This window comes from Streptomyces sp. NBC_00820, assembly GCF_036347055.1.
Lineage (GTDB): Bacteria > Actinomycetota > Actinomycetes > Streptomycetales > Streptomycetaceae > Streptomyces.
Genome location: NZ_CP108882.1, coordinates 4,247,417 through 4,262,084, shown reverse-complemented (window position 1 = coordinate 4,262,084; position 14,668 = coordinate 4,247,417). Strand labels below are relative to the sequence as shown.

Here is a 14,668-nt window from a genome sequence, read left to right as displayed (position 1 = left end):
ACAGCAGAGGGCCCACCGTGAATACGGTGGGCCCTCTGATTCTGTGCGCGAGGGGGGAGTTGAACCCCCACGCCCTTTCGGGCACTGGAACCTGAATCCAGCGCGTCTGCCTATTCCGCCACCCGCGCATTGGGCGTGTCTTCCGGCTTCTTCCCTTTCGGGCTGGCCCCTTCCGACATGCAGAACATTAGCACGTCGTACGGGGTGGATTCACATCCCTTCTCTCCCCCCGACCACTGCCCTGCCCCCGCCCGGCCCGCGCCGTCCCGCACCCGCCGTCACCCGCTTCCCGTCCGCGCCCCACCCGCCCGTCAGCGCCCCGCCGTCCACCCGACGACGTCCGCCCTCTCCCCCTCACCCCTGCTCGCGCCCCATCCATCGCTCCCCCCTCTCTCCCTCCCCCCTCCCTCCTCTTTTCTCCCCGGTTCCGCCCCCGCACCGCACCCCCGGCACCCCCGCCCCGCCGGCCCCGCGGAGTGTCCGTCGCCACATCTCGAAGAACGTCGGTTCACGTATCAACCTCGTACCGGTCCCGCCCATCTCCCCAGGAGGAGGTCCGGGTGCACCCCCGGGTGCGGGACACTGGGTTCCGACCGCATCTACGATCCCTGGCAGAGTTCAAACGGGAGCCGCTCGGGGAACCGGCTGAATGCCGGGCGCGTAGATACGATCAGTAGGCACGGCAGAACGGCCACGACGGAGGAGGTGCCCCATGGGAGTCCTGAAGAAGTTCGAGCAGCGTCTCGAAGGTCTGGTCAACGGCACCTTCGCCAAGGTGTTCAAGTCCGAGGTCCAGCCCGTGGAGATCGCCGGCGCGCTCCAGCGCGAGTGCGACAACAACGCCACGATCTGGAACCGCGACCGCACGGTCGTACCCAATGACTTCATCGTGGAGCTGAGCACGCCGGACTTCGAGCGCCTCAGCCCCTACTCCGGACAGCTCGGCGACGAGCTGGCCGGCATGGTGCGCGACTACGCCAAACAGCAGCGCTACACCTTCATGGGTCCGATCAAGGTCAACCTGGAGAAGGCCGACGACCTGGACACCGGCCTGTACCGGGTGCGCAGCCGCACCCTGGCCGGCTCCAGCGACCAGCAGGCCCCCTCGGCCCCGGCCGGCAGGCCCGGACCCGCGGGAGGCGGCGCCCAGGGCGGATACGGCTATCCGCCCGCCGGAGCGCCCCCCATGCCGTCCTCGCCGCCCCCCGGCGGCTACGGCTACCCCCCGCCCGCAGCCCAGCAGCCCGCGACCGCCCCGACGAGCGGCGGACGCACCCGCTACTGGATCGAGATCAACGGCACCCGCCACCAGATCTCCCGCCCGACCCTGGTGCTGGGCCGCAGCACCGAGGCCGACGTGCGGATCGACGACCCCGGCGTCTCCCGCCGGCACTGTGAGATCCGGACCGGAACGCCCTCGACGATCCAGGATCTCGGCTCCACCAACGGCATCGTGGTGGACGGGCAGCACACCACCCGCGCTACGCTCCGCGACGGCTCGCGGATCGTCGTGGGCAGCAGCACCATCATTTACCGGCAAGCCGAAGGGTGAAGCGGGGGCAATGTCAGAGCTGACCCTCACGGTCATGCGGCTGGGTTTCCTGGCCGTACTGTGGCTGTTCGTGATCGTGGCCGTGCAGGTCATCCGCAGCGACCTGTTCGGTACGCGTGTCACCCAGCGGGGACCGCAACGCGGCAACCGCCGGGACGCGGCACGACCGCAGCCGGCCGCCCGGCAGCAGTCCGCGCCGCCGCAGCAGCGCGGCCAGCAGCGCGCGCAGCAGAGCGGCGGCCGCCGAGGCCGCAACACTCCCAGCAAGCTGGTGGTGAGCGAGGGCATCCTGACCGGCACCACCGTCGCGCTCCAGGGCCAGACCATCACCCTGGGCCGCGCGCACGACTCCACGATCGTGCTGGACGACGACTACGCCTCCAGCCGGCATGCCAGGATCTACCCCGACCGCGACGGCCAGTGGATCGTCGAGGACCTCGGCTCCACGAACGGCACGTACCTGGACCGGTCCCGGCTGACGACCCCCACACCGATCCCGCTGGGCGCGCCGATCCGCATCGGCAAAACCGTCATCGAGCTGCGGAAGTAGTGCTACGTCATGAGTGAGCGCGAGCGGAGCGAGCGCGCGACGGCGGGCCACACCCCGGCCCCCGGCGCGCTCCCGACCGGAGGGTGGGCAGTGTGGCTCGACACGACCGGCTGTACCCGGAGCCGACTGGCGAGGTGCGCATGAGTCTGTCACTGCGCTTCGCCGCCGGATCGCACAAGGGCATGATCCGGGAGGGCAACGAGGACTCCGGTTACGCCGGTCCCCGCCTGCTCGCCATCGCCGACGGCATGGGCGGCCAGGCGGCCGGCGAGGTCGCCTCCTCCGAAGTGATCTCCACCCTGGTCACGCTCGACGACGACGTGCCCGGCTCCGACATCCTCACCTCCCTCAGCCACGCCGTACGGCGCGCCAACGACCAGCTGCGCGCCATGGTCGAGGAGGACCCCCAGCTCGAGGGCATGGGCACCACGCTCACCGCCCTGCTGTGGACCGGACAGCGACTCGGCCTCGTCCACGTCGGCGACTCGCGCGCCTACCTGCTGCGCGACGGCGTCCTCTCCCAGATCACCCAGGACCACACCTGGGTGCAGCGTCTGGTCGACGAGGGCCGCATCACCGAGGAAGAGGCCACCACCCACCCGCAGCGCTCCCTGCTGATGCGCGCGCTGGGCAGCGGCGACCACGTCGAGCCCGACCTGTCCATCCGCGAGGTCCGGGCCGGCGACCGCTACCTGATCTGCTCCGACGGCCTGTCCGGCGTCGTCTCCCACCAGACGATGGAGGAGACCCTCGCCAGCTACCAGGGCCCGCAGGAGACCGTGCAGGAGCTGATCCAGCTCGCGCTGCGCGGCGGCGGCCCCGACAACATCACCGTGATCGTCGCCGACGTCCTCGACCTGGACACCGGAGACACCCTCGCCGCACAGCTCTCCGACACCCCGGTCGTGGTCGGCGCCGTCGCCGAGAACCAGCACCACCTGCACGACAACGGCATCATGCAGACCCCGGCCGGCCGCGCCTCCCACCTCGGCCGCCAGGGCGGCGGCGAGTTCGGCCCGCCCGGCTCCGGCGACACCACCGGCTTCGTCCCCGACGGCGACTTCGACGGCTACCAGGACGAGAACTTCACCAAGCCCCGCAAGGGCCGCAAGTGGCTGAAGGGAACGCTCTACAGCGCCCTCGCCCTCGCGGTCATCGGCGGCGGCCTCTACGGCGGCTACCGCTGGACCCAGACGCAGTACTACGTCGGCACCAACGGCAGCCACGTCGCCCTCTACCGCGGGATCAGCCAGAACCTGGCCTGGGTCTCGCTGTCGAAGGTGGAGAAGGACCACCCCGAGATCGAACTCAAGTACCTGCCGTCCTACCAGCAGAAGCAGGTCAAGAACACGATCGCGGCGGGCGGACTGGACCAGGCCCGGACGAAGATCGACGTGCTGTCCCTGCAGGCCTCCGCGTGCAGGAAGCAGGCCGAACGCACGGCCGCCGACCACGCGGCGGCCCAGAACACGCAGAAGAGCGGCACGGACAAGGCCACAGGGGTCACGGGAACCACCCGCACCTCCCTCACGTCCAAGGCGTCGCCGACCCCGAACCCGTCGGCCACCGGCCCGACGTCCTCGAAGTCCCCGACCCCGCCCGCGACCACCGCGCCCAGGCCCGGCCCGAGCCTGTCCGAGGATGAGCAGAAGGTCGTCGATCAGTGCGGCAAGCAGTAAGCAAGCCGTGAGAGGCCCCGTCACACGATGAGCAGTACTACGAACACGCCGACGCACCACACGTCCACGATCGGCTCGATCGGTGCGCCGAGCCGCCGCAACACCGAGCTGGCCCTGCTGATCTTCGCGGTGGTCATCCCGGTGTTCGCCTACGCCAACGTGGGCCTCGCCCTCAACGACGAGGTGCCCACCGGGCTGCTCGGGTACGGGCTGGGCCTCGGCCTGCTGGCCGGCGTCGCCCACATCGCCGTACGGAAGTTCGCCCCGTACGCGGACCCGCTGCTGCTGCCGCTGGCCACCCTGCTCAACGGGCTCGGCCTGGTCGTCATCTGGCGGCTGGACCAGTCCAAGCTGCTGCAGTCCATCGGCCAGGCCGGCGGCAAGGCGACCAACCAGCTGATCTACACGGCCCTGGGCATCGTCCTCTTCGTCGTCGTGCTGATCTTCCTCAAGGACCACCGCACGCTGCAGCGCTACACCTACATCTCCATGGTGGGCGCGGTGGTCCTGCTGCTGCTCCCCCTGATCCCCGGCCTCGGCGCCGACCTCACCTACGGCGCCAAGATCTGGATTCAGATCGGCAGCTTCACCATCCAGCCCGGCGAGTTCGCCAAGATCGTCCTCGCGATCTTCTTCGCCGGCTACCTGATGGTGAAGCGCGACGCGCTCGCGCTCGCCAGCCGCCGCTTCATGGGCATCTACCTGCCGCGCGGTCGCGACCTCGGACCGATCCTCGTCGTCTGGGCGATCTCGATCCTCATCCTCGTCTTCGAGACCGACCTCGGCACCTCGCTGCTGTTCTTCGGCATGTTCGTGATCATGCTGTACGTCGCCACCGAGCGGACCAGCTGGATCGTCTTCGGTCTGCTGATGTCCGCTGCGGGCGCCGTCGGCGTGGCCAGCTTCGAGCCGCACGTCCAGACGCGTGTCCAGGCGTGGCTCGACCCGATGCGCGAGTACAAGCTCAGCCGCATCGTCACCCACGACGGCATCCTCCACTCCGAGCAGGCTCAGCAGGCCCTGTGGGCGTTCGGCTCCGGCGGCACCCTGGGCACCGGCCTCGGCCAGGGCCACTCGGAGCTGATCCGCTTCGCCGCCAACTCCGACTTCATCCTCGCCACCTTCGGCGAGGAACTCGGCCTCGCCGGCATCATGGCGATCCTGCTCGTCTACGGCCTGATCGCGGAACGCGGCGTGCGCACCGCCCTCGCCGCCCGCGACCCGTTCGGCAAGCTCCTCGCCATCGGCCTGTCCGGCGCCTTCGCGCTCCAGGTGTTCGTCGTGGCCGGCGGCGTGATGGGACTCATCCCGCTGACCGGTATGACGATGCCCTTCATCGCCTACGGCGGTTCCTCCGTCATCGCCAACTGGGCCCTCATCGGCGTCCTCATCCGCATCAGCGACACGGCCCGCCGCCCCGCGCCCACTCCCGCCGCCAGTCCCGACGCGGAGATGACCCAGATCGTGCGGCCCGGCAGCTCCGGCCCCACCGCGGAGTGACCGTGAGCACCCCCGGCACGACTCTCTCCACCACCGCCCGCCCGGGGCGCGTCCAAGCGGCCGCGCCCCGGGCGGGCGGAGTGGCGAACGGCACAGGCCGGCGAAGTGACCGGGGCCACCGGCCAGTTGCCCCGGCCGGTCCGACCGCCCGCACAGGCACTGCCCCTAGACTGTGGGCGGCCGAGGACGAGCGCCAGCACCAGCGACACCGAGAGACTGAAGCGACAGGCGCCCCTGTCAGCTTGTGGAAAGGCCGGACGTGAACAAGCCCCTGCGCCGCATCGCGATCTTCTGCGGACTTCTCGTCCTGGCACTGCTGATCCGCGACAACTGGCTCCAGTACGCCCAGGCCGACAAGCTGCGTACCGACCCGGCCAACCGCCGCGTGGCCATCGAGCGCTACGCCTCCCCGCGCGGCGACATCATCGTCGACGGCAACCCGATAACGGGATCGACGGTGAGCAAGGCCGGCGACTACAAGTACAAGCGCACCTACAAGAACGGGCCCATGTGGGCCCCGGTCACCGGCTACTCCTCTCAGGCCTTCGACGCCAGCCAGCTCGAGAAGATCGACGACGGCATCCTCACCGGCAACGACGACCGGCTGTTCTTCCGCAACACCCTCGACATGATCACCGGCAAGCCCAAGCAGGGCGGCAACGTCGTCACCACCCTCAACGCCGCCGCGCAGAAGGCCGCGTTCGCCGGCCTCAAGGCCCGTGGCGCCAAGGGAGCCGTCGTCGCCCTGGAGCCCTCCACCGGCAAGATCCTGGCGCTGGCCTCCTACCCTTCGTACGACCCCTCGTCCTTCTCCGGTGACCGCAACGGCGACGCAGCCGCGTGGAACAAGCTCCAGAAGAAGAACGACCCCTCCGACCCGATGCTGAACCGGGCGCTGCGCGAGACCTACCCGCCGGGCTCCACCTTCAAGGTGGTCACCGCCGCGGCCGCGCTGGAGAACGGCAAGTACCCCTCCGCCGACCAGCCCACCGACTCGCCGCTGCCGTGGATCATGCCCGGCACCACCAAGCCGCTGGAGAACGAGGGCAACATCCCCTGCCACAACGCGACCATGCGCGTCGCGCTGCAGTTCTCCTGCAACACCGTCTTCGGCAAGATCGGCGCCGACCTCGGCAACGACAAGATGCTCGCCGAGGCGAAGAAGTTCGGCTTCACCGACGAGCAGTTCATCCCGGTCCGCTCCGCCGCGTCGGTGTTCCCCGACAAGATGAACACCTCGCAGACCGCACTGTCCTCCATCGGCCAGTTCAACACCGCCGCCACCCCGCTGCAGATGGCCATGGTCGCCTCCGCGGTCGCCAATGACGGCAAGCTGATGAAGCCCTACATGGTCGACGAGCTGCAGTCCTCCAACCTGGACCCGGTCGAGCAGACCAAGCCGACCGAGATGAGCCGGCCGCTGACCCCGGGGAACGCCCAGATCCTGCAGTCGATGATGGAGACCGTCGTCAAGGACGGCACCGGCAAGAACGCGCAGCTCTCCGACGCCACCGTCGGCGGCAAGACCGGTACCGCCCAGCACGGCGTCGAGAACAGCGAGAACCCCTACGCCTGGTTCATCTCCTTCGCCAAGCTCTCCGACGGCAGCTCGCCCGTCGCGGTCGCCGTGGTCATCGAGGACGACAACGCCAACCGCGGCGACATCTCCGGCGGCGGCCTCGCCGCCCCGATCGCGAAGAGCGTGATGGAGGCGGTCATCAACTCCAAGAAGTGAGCCCGATCACGTCGCCTTCACATACGCGCACGTTGGGATACCGGTCCTGTATCGGGTTACGGGCTTGGCCAGGTCACACAAACAGAGCCGGGTACGGTAGGCCCGGACGGCAGCCTCCGACCGCACACACCGTGCCGGCCGGGACCGACGGAGAGGGCTGGTAGGTAGCTATGGAAGAGCCGCGTCGCCTAGGCGGCCGGTACGAACTGGGCCACGTGCTCGGCCGCGGTGGCATGGCGGAGGTCTACCTCGCCCATGACACCCGCCTCGGCCGCACCGTGGCAGTGAAGACGCTGCGCGCGGACCTCGCGCGCGATCCGTCCTTCCAGGCCCGGTTCCGCCGTGAGGCCCAGTCGGCCGCCTCGCTCAACCATCCCGCGATCGTCGCGGTCTACGACACGGGCGAGGACTACATCGACGGGGTCTCGATCCCGTACATCGTGATGGAGTACGTCGACGGCTCCACGCTCCGTGAGCTGCTCCACTCCGGCCGCAAGCTGCTGCCCGAGCGGACCCTGGAGATGACCATCGGCATCCTCCAGGCCCTGGAGTACTCGCACCGCGCGGGCATCGTCCACCGTGACATCAAGCCGGCCAACGTCATGCTGACGCGCAACGGCCAGGTCAAGGTCATGGACTTCGGCATCGCCCGCGCCATGGGCGACTCCGGCATGACCATGACCCAGACCGCGGCCGTCATCGGCACCGCCCAGTACCTCTCCCCGGAGCAGGCCAAGGGCGAGCAGGTCGACGCCCGCTCGGACCTGTACTCCACGGGCTGCCTCCTCTACGAGCTGCTCACGGTACGACCGCCCTTCGTCGGCGACTCCCCCGTGGCCGTGGCCTACCAGCACGTCCGCGAGGAGCCCCAGCCGCCGAGCGTGTTCGACCCCGAGATCACCCCCGAGATGGACGCCATCGTCCTCAAGGCACTGGTCAAGGACCCGAACTACCGCTACCAGTCCGCCGACGAGATGCGCCTGGACATCGAGGCCTGCCTCGACGGCCAGCCGGTCGCGGCGACCGCCACGATGAACTCGGTCGGCTACGTCGGCTACCCCGACGAACAGGCGACGACGGCCCTGCGCCAGGAGCCGGGCGGCGGAGCGACGACGATGCTCCCGCCGATGAACCCCGACGACGGCGGCTACGGCTACGACGACCGCCCCGGCCGGCGACGCCCGCAGCAGAAGAAGAACAACACCTCCACGATCCTCCTCGTGGTCGCGGGCGTCCTGGTCCTCGTCGGCGCGATCCTCATCGGCAAGTACGTGGTTACCGGCCACAACAACGACAAGCCCTTCAAGGTCCCGAACTTCGTCGGCAGCAGCCTCCCGGACGCCCGGAAGATGGCCGAGAACAGCGGACTCACCCTGGCCGACCCCACCCGCCGCCCCTGCGACGACCAGCCCAAGGGCAAGGTCTGCTCCCAGGACCCCGCGTACCCCGCCGAGGTCAAGAAGGGCGACACCATCTCGCTGGTGGTGTCGACGGGCGCGCCGAAGGTCGTCGTACCGAGTGTCGTGAGCCAGAGCTTCGACTCCGCCAAGACGCAGCTGGAAAGCAACAAGTACCAGTTCAACGTGGTGAGGAAGGACCGTGTCTCTTCGGAGCAGCCCGGCACGGTCCTGGAGCAGAGCCTGCGCCTCGGCCAGGAGGTCGAGAAGGGCACCAAGATCGTCCTCACGGTCGCCAAGGCCGAAGAACTGATCAGCGTCCCCGACGTCGCCGGCCAGACCTGTGACCAGGCCAGGGCCACACTGCAGCAGAAGGGCCTGGCACCGGCAGGGACCTGCACCCCCGACACGACGGTGACGGACCCGGCCCAGAACGGCAAGGTGCAGAGCACCAACCCGAAGGCGGGCGACCCGGTCAAGAAGAACACGCCCATCGCGATCACCGTCGCCCAGGTACAGGCCGGGCAGCAGGTACAGGTCCCGCCGCTTGAGAACAGCAGCGTCAAGGACGCCAGGGCCACGCTTCAGGCCCTGGGCCTCGGGCTGAACGTCGCGGGCGGCGTCCAGGACGAGAACGCCAAGATCGTCGGCAACTCGACCCCGCCCGCCGGCACCACCGTCAACAGGGGTGACACCGTCACCGTGCTCGCCGTACCCCAAGGCGGCGGCAACGGAAACGGCGGCTTCTTCGGAGGCGGCGGCTGACGCCCCGCACCACTCGTACAAGCAGTGAGCCCCTGCCGGGATGTCCCGGCAGGGGCTCACTGCTTGTACGACTTCCCCACACTCCAGTACGCACGTCGATCGTGTCTTCATATGTCACGACTAGTTGATCGGATGGGGTGGGGAATCGAGTCGCTGCCCCGGCCGTACGGCCACGAGACGGGTGAAGGGGCGGAACATGATCGACCAAACGGCTCTGCTGGAGTCCAAGACCCTGCGCAACAGCGTGCTGGACCGCACGGACGTACTCGACAGGGTGAAGGCGCTGTCACTGCTGCCGGACGGGGTGCACGTGACGACAGCGATGGTGGCGGTGTACTTCGAGGTTGCCGACACCGTGATCAACAATCTGCTCAGCCGTCACAGGGAGGAGCTCGAGTCCAACGGGCTCCGCGTACTTCGCGGTCCTGAGCTGCGAGAATTCAAGGAACTCAACTTGAGTTCCCAAAACAACGGTTGCCCACAGCCCCGCTCCAGCCTGGCCGTCTGGTCCCGACGAGCCGTACTCAACGTCGCCATGCTCCTCCGTGACAGTGAAGTCGCTCGCCAGGTCCGCACGTACCTGCTCGACATGGAGTACCTGGCGCGGACCCAGCCCGCGGAAAACCTCGCCCGGACCGATCACCTCTCCCTCGACGACCGCATCGACCAACGCATCGCCCAGGTCCTCGGCAAGACCGTCGTCCCCATGTTCAACGCCCTGATCGAAACGTCGGGCGAGCACCGCAGGGAGATGATCGCGCTCCGATCAGGCGTCCAGCACATCGAGAGGCGGCTCCAGCAGCACCACGCCCGCCTCCGGAGGCTGGAGAGCCCCCGCGAGGATCGCGCCCTCGCCGGGGTCATGGCCGCCATGGATGCCATGAGCGGCCGCGAGTTCGAGCATCACATCGCCACTCTCCTGCGCCGCGACGGCTGCACCAGCGTCTGCGTGCTGGGCCGCCACGGAGACCGAGGCGTCGACATCACCGCGCTCACGACCGACGGCCGACGCCTCGTCGCCCAGTGCAAGAGGTTCGCGCCCCACCTGCAGATCACCAGCCCCGAGGTCCAGAAGTTCGTCGGGTCCGCCAAGGTGCTGTACGCCTCGGACGTGGCCGTCTACGTGACGACCTGCCGCTTCACCCCCGACGCCCAGAGCATCGCCGCCGAGGCCGGCATCACCACCGTTCACCGCGGGCAGCTGGAGAAGTGGAGCGCTGGGGAAATGCTGTCGGTCCTGAAGTAGCACCCCCACGGCAAAGAAGGGCCCGAAGCCGCAAGGAGAAGTTGCGGCTTCGGGCCCCCGCCATGCTAGGTGACTGAGGGCCCGCAAGGCCTTCAGTCACCTCACCGCAGTTCCTTCGGCGGTGTCCGCTTGCTGTCCACCGGCTGCACCCGCTCCAGCTCGCCCCACACCACGTACCGGTACCGCGAGGTGTACACCGGCGTGCACGTCGTCAGGGTGATGTAGTGGCCCGGCTTGTCCTTGCCGGACTCCTCGGGGACCTGGGAGAGGACCTTGACGTCGTACTTCGAGGTCTCGGGGAGGATCGAGAAGACCTTGTAGACGTACCAGTCGTCCTTGGTCTCGAAGACGATCGGGTCGCCTTCCTCCAGCTTGTCGATGTTGTGGAACTTGGCGCCGTGACCGTCCCGGTGGGCGGCGAGGGTGAAGTTGCCCTTCTTGCCGGTCATGGGCAGAGCGGCCTTCACCGGGTCCGTGTAGTAGCCGGCCACACCGTCGTCGAGGACGTCCGTGTCCGTGCCCTTCTCGACCAGGACCACGCCGTTGCGCATGGCCGGGACGTGCAGGAAGCCGATGCCGTCCTTGGTGTCCAGCGCCCCGGGCCCGGTGTCGGCAGGGTGGGCCCAGTGGTCGCGGACCCGGTCCGCCTGCCGGTCCGCCTTGCGGTCGGCGACGACGTTCGTCCACCACAGGGAGTAGACGACGAACAGGCCGAGCACCAGGCCCACCGTGATGAGGAGTTCACCGAGACCACTGATCGCGAGAGCGACACGGCCGGGGCGCCGGCGAGGACCGGCGGCCGGCGCGTCGGACGCGTCCGTGTGTTCTTCGGTGTCGTCGGCGGTCGCTGCCACTGTCCCTCAGCCCCTACTCGATGAGCGCGTCCGGCTTGCCCTTGCTCCGCGGGCGTTCCTCGACCATCTTGCCCCAGACGATCAGCCGATACTTGCTGGTGAACTCCGGCGTACAGGTGGTCAGGGTGATGTACCGGCCCGGCTCGGTGAAACCGGAGCCCGGCGGGATCGGGTCCAGCACACTGGTGTTGGACGGAGGAGTCACCGGAAGCATCGAAGACACCTTGTACACAAAGTACTTGTCCTGCGTCTCGACCACGACCGCGTCACCGTTGACCAGCTTGTTGATGTAGCGGAACGGTTCACCGTGCGTGTTGCGGTGCGCGGCCAGCGCGAAGTTGCCGGTCTTGTCGTACGGCATCGCGGTCTTCAGCGCGCCCTCGCCGTAATGCCCGACCATGCCCTTGTCGAGCACCTTCTCCTTGCTGATGCCCTCCGCGATCGGCGCCACCACGTCCAGCTTGGGGATGTGCAGGATCGCGAACCCCTGCCCCGGCTCGAACACCCCCGGAGCCCGCTTGCCGCTCGCCCAGTCGTCCTGCAGCTGGTTCGTCTCGCTGCCGGCCTGCGCGTGCGCCCGCACATTCGTCCACCACAGCTGATAGGTGACGAACAGCAGCATCAGCACACCCGTGGTGATGAACACCTCGCCGATCGCCCGGCTCGCGATCACCGACGGACTCGGCTTGCGCAGCCGCTCCTGCCGCCGGGCCTCCACCCGCGACAGCGACCGCTTCGGGGCGTCCGGCCCGGACTCCGCCGGCGACGCCGCCTCCCGGGACCCGCCATGACGCCCGCCACCCCGCTTGGCGGCCTTCCTGCGGGCCGCACGGCCCCCGGTGGCACCTCCGGCGGCCGACGCCGCGGAAGAGGCCCCAGAAGCGCGCAGAGAGCCGCTCTCCGGCCCCTCGGACGGGCCGGGGATCCGCAGCGCCATCGTCTCGTCGTCGCCGACAGCGGGCAGCGGGCCACCCCCCGGCTCCTGGAACCGGTCGTCGTACGACGACGGCGCCCCCGCCCGCCCGTCGAGAGCAGGCATCAGCGCCGTCGGAGGATCACCCGCGCCCGCGAACGACGCATCGCCGTAGGACGGCGCATGGTCATAGGACTCGTGCGGCACGTCGCCGTGGAAGTCCTCGCGCTCGGGGCGCAGCGCGGTCACGCCGTGGCCCTGCCCACCACCGGGGCGAGCCCCGCCGACCTCGCCACCGCACCCTTGTCGCCGCACTCCACCAGCCAGTTGGCCAGCATCCGGTGCCCGTGCTCGGTCAGTACCGACTCGGGGTGGAACTGGACCCCCTCGACCGGGAGTTCACGGTGACGCAGCCCCATGATGATCCCGTCCGCGGTACGGGCCGTGACCTCCAGCTCCGCCGGCACGGTCGCCGGCTCGGCGGCCAGCGAGTGGTAGCGGGTCGCCGTGAAGGGCGACGGCAGACCGGCGAAAACACCCTTGCCCTCGTGCGTGACGGGAGAGGTCTTGCCGTGCAGCAGCTCGGGCGCCCGGTCCACCACACCGCCGTACGCCACCTGCATCGACTGCATGCCGAGACACACCCCGAACACCGGGACACCGGTCGCGGCGCAGTGGCGGACCATGTCCACGCACACCCCCGCCTCCTCCGGCGTGCCCGGACCCGGGGAAAGCAGCACCCCGTCGAAACCGTCCTGCGCGTGCGCCGTCGTCACCTCGTCGTTGCGGAGCACCTCGCACTCCGCACCCAGCTGGTACAGGTACTGGACGAGGTTGAAGACGAAGCTGTCGTAGTTGTCGACGACGAGAATCCGTGCACTGCTCACTGGTTGTCCACCGTCACATCGTTGAAGGGCAGCAGCGGTTCCGCCCACGGGAACACGTACTGGAAGAGGACGTAGACCACGGCCAGGACGAGTACGAGTGAGATCAGCGCCCTCACCCACGCGTTCCCCGGCAGATTCCGCCAGATCCAGCCGTACATGCCGTCCCTTCCGTTCCTCCACGGCACCTGACTCACGCCGTACCGCACCAGACTAACGGCGCCACGCCCTCCGGTGGCGTGACTCCGGACAGCGTCGGAGACCGGCTTTACCCCACCGGCTTCGCGTAGTGGAGATCCACCGTGCCCGCGTACCCCGGCAGCGTCACCGTGCCCTCGTCGGTGACCTGCCAGCCGAGGCCGTAGACGTTGACGTACACCATGTACGTCTGGATCGCCCTGCTGTCCGCGAGCGCCTGCTTCAGCCGGTCCGGGTCCCCGACCGCGGTGATCTTGTACGGCGGTGAGTACACCCGGCCCTGGAGGATCAGGGTGTTGCCCACACAGCGCACCGCGCTGGTCGAGATCAGCCGCTGGTCCATGACCTTGATCCCCTTGGCTCCGCCCTGCCACAGCGCGTTGACCACGGCCTGCAGGTCCTGCTGGTGGATCACCAGGTAGTCGGGCTGCGGCTCGGGATAGCCGGGGAGCTTGGCGGTGGCGTTCGGCGGGGCGTCGTTGAGGGTGACGGTGACCGCGTCGCCGGTGAGCCCCCGGGTGCCCGCACTCTCCTCCAGCCCGCCGAGCCTGCGGTCCTCGGCCTCGGTGCGGCCGTCGTCGCTCTCGGCGAGCGCGTCCACGTGTCCGCGCAGGGTGGCGTTGGACTCGTCCAGCCCCTTGTTCTTGCGGCTGCGTTCCTGGATCAGGTCGGACAGCTTCAGCAGGGAGCCGTCCTGACGGATGTCGGTGCCCTTGGCGGTGTCGAAGCTGGTGAAGAAGATCAGCCCGGCCAGGGCGAAGACGGCCACGGTGAGAACACGCATCGGCGGGACGCGCGGACCGCGGCGCGCGGGCTCCGTCGCAGGCTCGGGCGCGGAACCCATTGATCCCGCACCTGGGGAGTCGGCAGAATTGCTCAACGTACCCTTATCTCCTTCAGCGCCGAGGAAGCACTACGCTAACGGACGCTTGGGGGAGCACTGAGTGTGCCCTTACTGTCCCCTTGTACGCTGCCCCGAGCCCGACCCAGTTACCTGCGCGGCCACGCAGCGCATCGACAGGAGAGACCCTCGTGCCGAAGTCACGTATCCGCAAGAAGGCCGACTACACGCCGCCGCCGGCGAAGCAGGCGCAGGCCCTCAAGCTCACCAACCGTGCCTGGGTCGCTCCGGTCATGCTCGCCATGTTCCTCATCGGGCTGGCCTGGATCGTCGTCTTCTACGTGACCGACGGCTCGCTGCCGGTCGACAGCCTGGACAACTGGAACATCGTGGTCGGCTTCGGCTTCATCGCCGCCGGCTTCGGTGTCTCCACGCAGTGGAAGTAGCGCGGAAAACAGCACCGCGAACGGCACCGGCGGGGAGCCTCGGGGCAGCTCTGCCCACGGCTCTCCGCTGAGTTATCCACAGGCCAACGGCGATTTCCACAAACCCCC

The 14,668-nt window shown here is 68.9% G+C and carries 13 protein-coding genes and 1 tRNA gene; 8 read left to right on the top strand and 6 right to left on the bottom strand.

What is annotated here, in order from left to right:
* Window positions 1–44: 44 nt before the first annotated feature.
* Window positions 45–128, bottom strand: a tRNA-Leu gene (locus tag OIB37_RS19320).
* Between the two features lie 584 nt (window positions 129–712).
* Here OIB37_RS19320 and OIB37_RS19315 point away from each other — a divergent pair.
* The 7 genes from OIB37_RS19315 to OIB37_RS19285 all read left to right on the top strand — a co-directional run bounded on the left by OIB37_RS19315 (window position 713) and on the right by OIB37_RS19285 (window position 10,424).
* Entirely contained in the window at window positions 713–1,552 is an 840-nt protein-coding gene (locus OIB37_RS19315; protein WP_330458852.1) for a DUF3662 and FHA domain-containing protein, read from the top strand.
* Between the two features lie 10 nt (window positions 1,553–1,562).
* Complete coding sequence (locus OIB37_RS19310) at window positions 1,563–2,102, top strand: FHA domain-containing protein FhaB/FipA (RefSeq protein WP_330458851.1); 540 nt, start codon at window positions 1,563–1,565, stop codon at window positions 2,100–2,102.
* A 140-nt stretch (window positions 2,103–2,242) separates the two neighbouring features.
* A complete protein-coding gene (locus tag OIB37_RS19305; RefSeq protein WP_330458850.1) occupies window positions 2,243–3,781 on the top strand; it encodes a Stp1/IreP family PP2C-type Ser/Thr phosphatase in 1,539 nt (512 codons plus the stop codon).
* Between the two features lie 27 nt (window positions 3,782–3,808).
* Entirely contained in the window at window positions 3,809–5,281 is a 1,473-nt protein-coding gene (locus OIB37_RS19300; RefSeq protein ID WP_330458849.1) for an FtsW/RodA/SpoVE family cell cycle protein, read from the top strand.
* A 259-nt stretch (window positions 5,282–5,540) separates the two neighbouring features.
* A complete protein-coding gene (locus OIB37_RS19295; protein WP_330458848.1) occupies window positions 5,541–7,016 on the top strand; it encodes a peptidoglycan D,D-transpeptidase FtsI family protein in 1,476 nt (491 codons plus the stop codon).
* A 170-nt stretch (window positions 7,017–7,186) separates the two neighbouring features.
* The gene (gene pknB, locus OIB37_RS19290; RefSeq protein ID WP_330458847.1) at window positions 7,187–9,178 is read left to right on the top strand and encodes a Stk1 family PASTA domain-containing Ser/Thr kinase; all 1,992 of its coding nucleotides are present in this window, start codon (window positions 7,187–7,189) and stop codon (window positions 9,176–9,178) included.
* 196 nt (window positions 9,179–9,374) lie between these two features.
* Complete coding sequence (locus tag OIB37_RS19285; RefSeq protein WP_330458846.1) at window positions 9,375–10,424, top strand: restriction endonuclease; 1,050 nt, start codon at window positions 9,375–9,377, stop codon at window positions 10,422–10,424.
* A gap of 101 nt (window positions 10,425–10,525) precedes the next feature.
* Here OIB37_RS19285 and OIB37_RS19280 read toward each other — a convergent pair whose 3' ends face one another.
* The 5 genes from OIB37_RS19280 to OIB37_RS19260 all read right to left on the bottom strand — a co-directional run bounded on the left by OIB37_RS19280 (window position 10,526) and on the right by OIB37_RS19260 (window position 14,153).
* On the bottom strand, window positions 10,526–11,278 hold the full coding sequence (locus OIB37_RS19280; protein ID WP_330458845.1) for a class E sortase: 753 nt from the start codon (window positions 11,276–11,278) through the stop codon (window positions 10,526–10,528).
* 13 nt (window positions 11,279–11,291) lie between these two features.
* The gene (locus OIB37_RS19275; RefSeq protein ID WP_330458844.1) at window positions 11,292–12,440 is read right to left on the bottom strand and encodes a class E sortase; all 1,149 of its coding nucleotides are present in this window, start codon (window positions 12,438–12,440) and stop codon (window positions 11,292–11,294) included.
* On the bottom strand, window positions 12,437–13,078 hold the full coding sequence (locus OIB37_RS19270) for an aminodeoxychorismate/anthranilate synthase component II (protein ID WP_330458843.1): 642 nt from the start codon (window positions 13,076–13,078) through the stop codon (window positions 12,437–12,439). Before OIB37_RS19270 ends, OIB37_RS19275 begins: the two co-directional genes overlap by 4 nt.
* Window positions 13,075–13,236 (bottom strand): hypothetical protein, encoded by a 162-nt coding sequence (locus OIB37_RS19265; protein ID WP_330458842.1) that lies wholly within the window; start codon window positions 13,234–13,236, stop codon window positions 13,075–13,077. Before OIB37_RS19265 ends, OIB37_RS19270 begins: the two co-directional genes overlap by 4 nt.
* A 107-nt stretch (window positions 13,237–13,343) precedes the next feature.
* On the bottom strand, window positions 13,344–14,153 hold the full coding sequence (locus OIB37_RS19260) for a DUF881 domain-containing protein (protein WP_330458841.1): 810 nt from the start codon (window positions 14,151–14,153) through the stop codon (window positions 13,344–13,346).
* A gap of 152 nt (window positions 14,154–14,305) precedes the next feature.
* Here OIB37_RS19260 and crgA point away from each other — a divergent pair, with 152 nt between their 5' ends.
* Window positions 14,306–14,560 carry a cell division protein CrgA gene (gene crgA / locus OIB37_RS19255; protein ID WP_330458840.1) on the top strand — a complete coding sequence of 85 codons (255 nt, stop codon included), beginning with the start codon at window positions 14,306–14,308 and terminating at the stop codon, window positions 14,558–14,560.
* Window positions 14,561–14,668: the final 108 nt, after the last annotated feature.

What these genes read in the sequence shown, in the direction of transcription:
- OIB37_RS19315 (WP_330458852.1), top strand. Translation starts at nt 713, where the DNA reads ATGGGAGTCCTGAAGAAGTTCGAGCAGCGTCTCGAAGGTCTGGTCAAC.
- OIB37_RS19310 (WP_330458851.1), top strand. Translation starts at nt 1,563, where the DNA reads ATGTCAGAGCTGACCCTCACGGTCATGCGGCTGGGTTTCCTGGCCGTA.
- OIB37_RS19305 (WP_330458850.1), top strand. Translation starts at nt 2,243, where the DNA reads ATGAGTCTGTCACTGCGCTTCGCCGCCGGATCGCACAAGGGCATGATC.
- OIB37_RS19300 (WP_330458849.1), top strand. Translation starts at nt 3,809, where the DNA reads ATGAGCAGTACTACGAACACGCCGACGCACCACACGTCCACGATCGGC.
- pknB (WP_330458847.1), top strand. Translation starts at nt 7,187, where the DNA reads ATGGAAGAGCCGCGTCGCCTAGGCGGCCGGTACGAACTGGGCCACGTG.
- OIB37_RS19285 (WP_330458846.1), top strand. Translation starts at nt 9,375, where the DNA reads ATGATCGACCAAACGGCTCTGCTGGAGTCCAAGACCCTGCGCAACAGC.
- OIB37_RS19265 (WP_330458842.1), bottom strand. Translation starts at nt 13,236, where the DNA reads ATGTACGGCTGGATCTGGCGGAATCTGCCGGGGAACGCGTGGGTGAGG.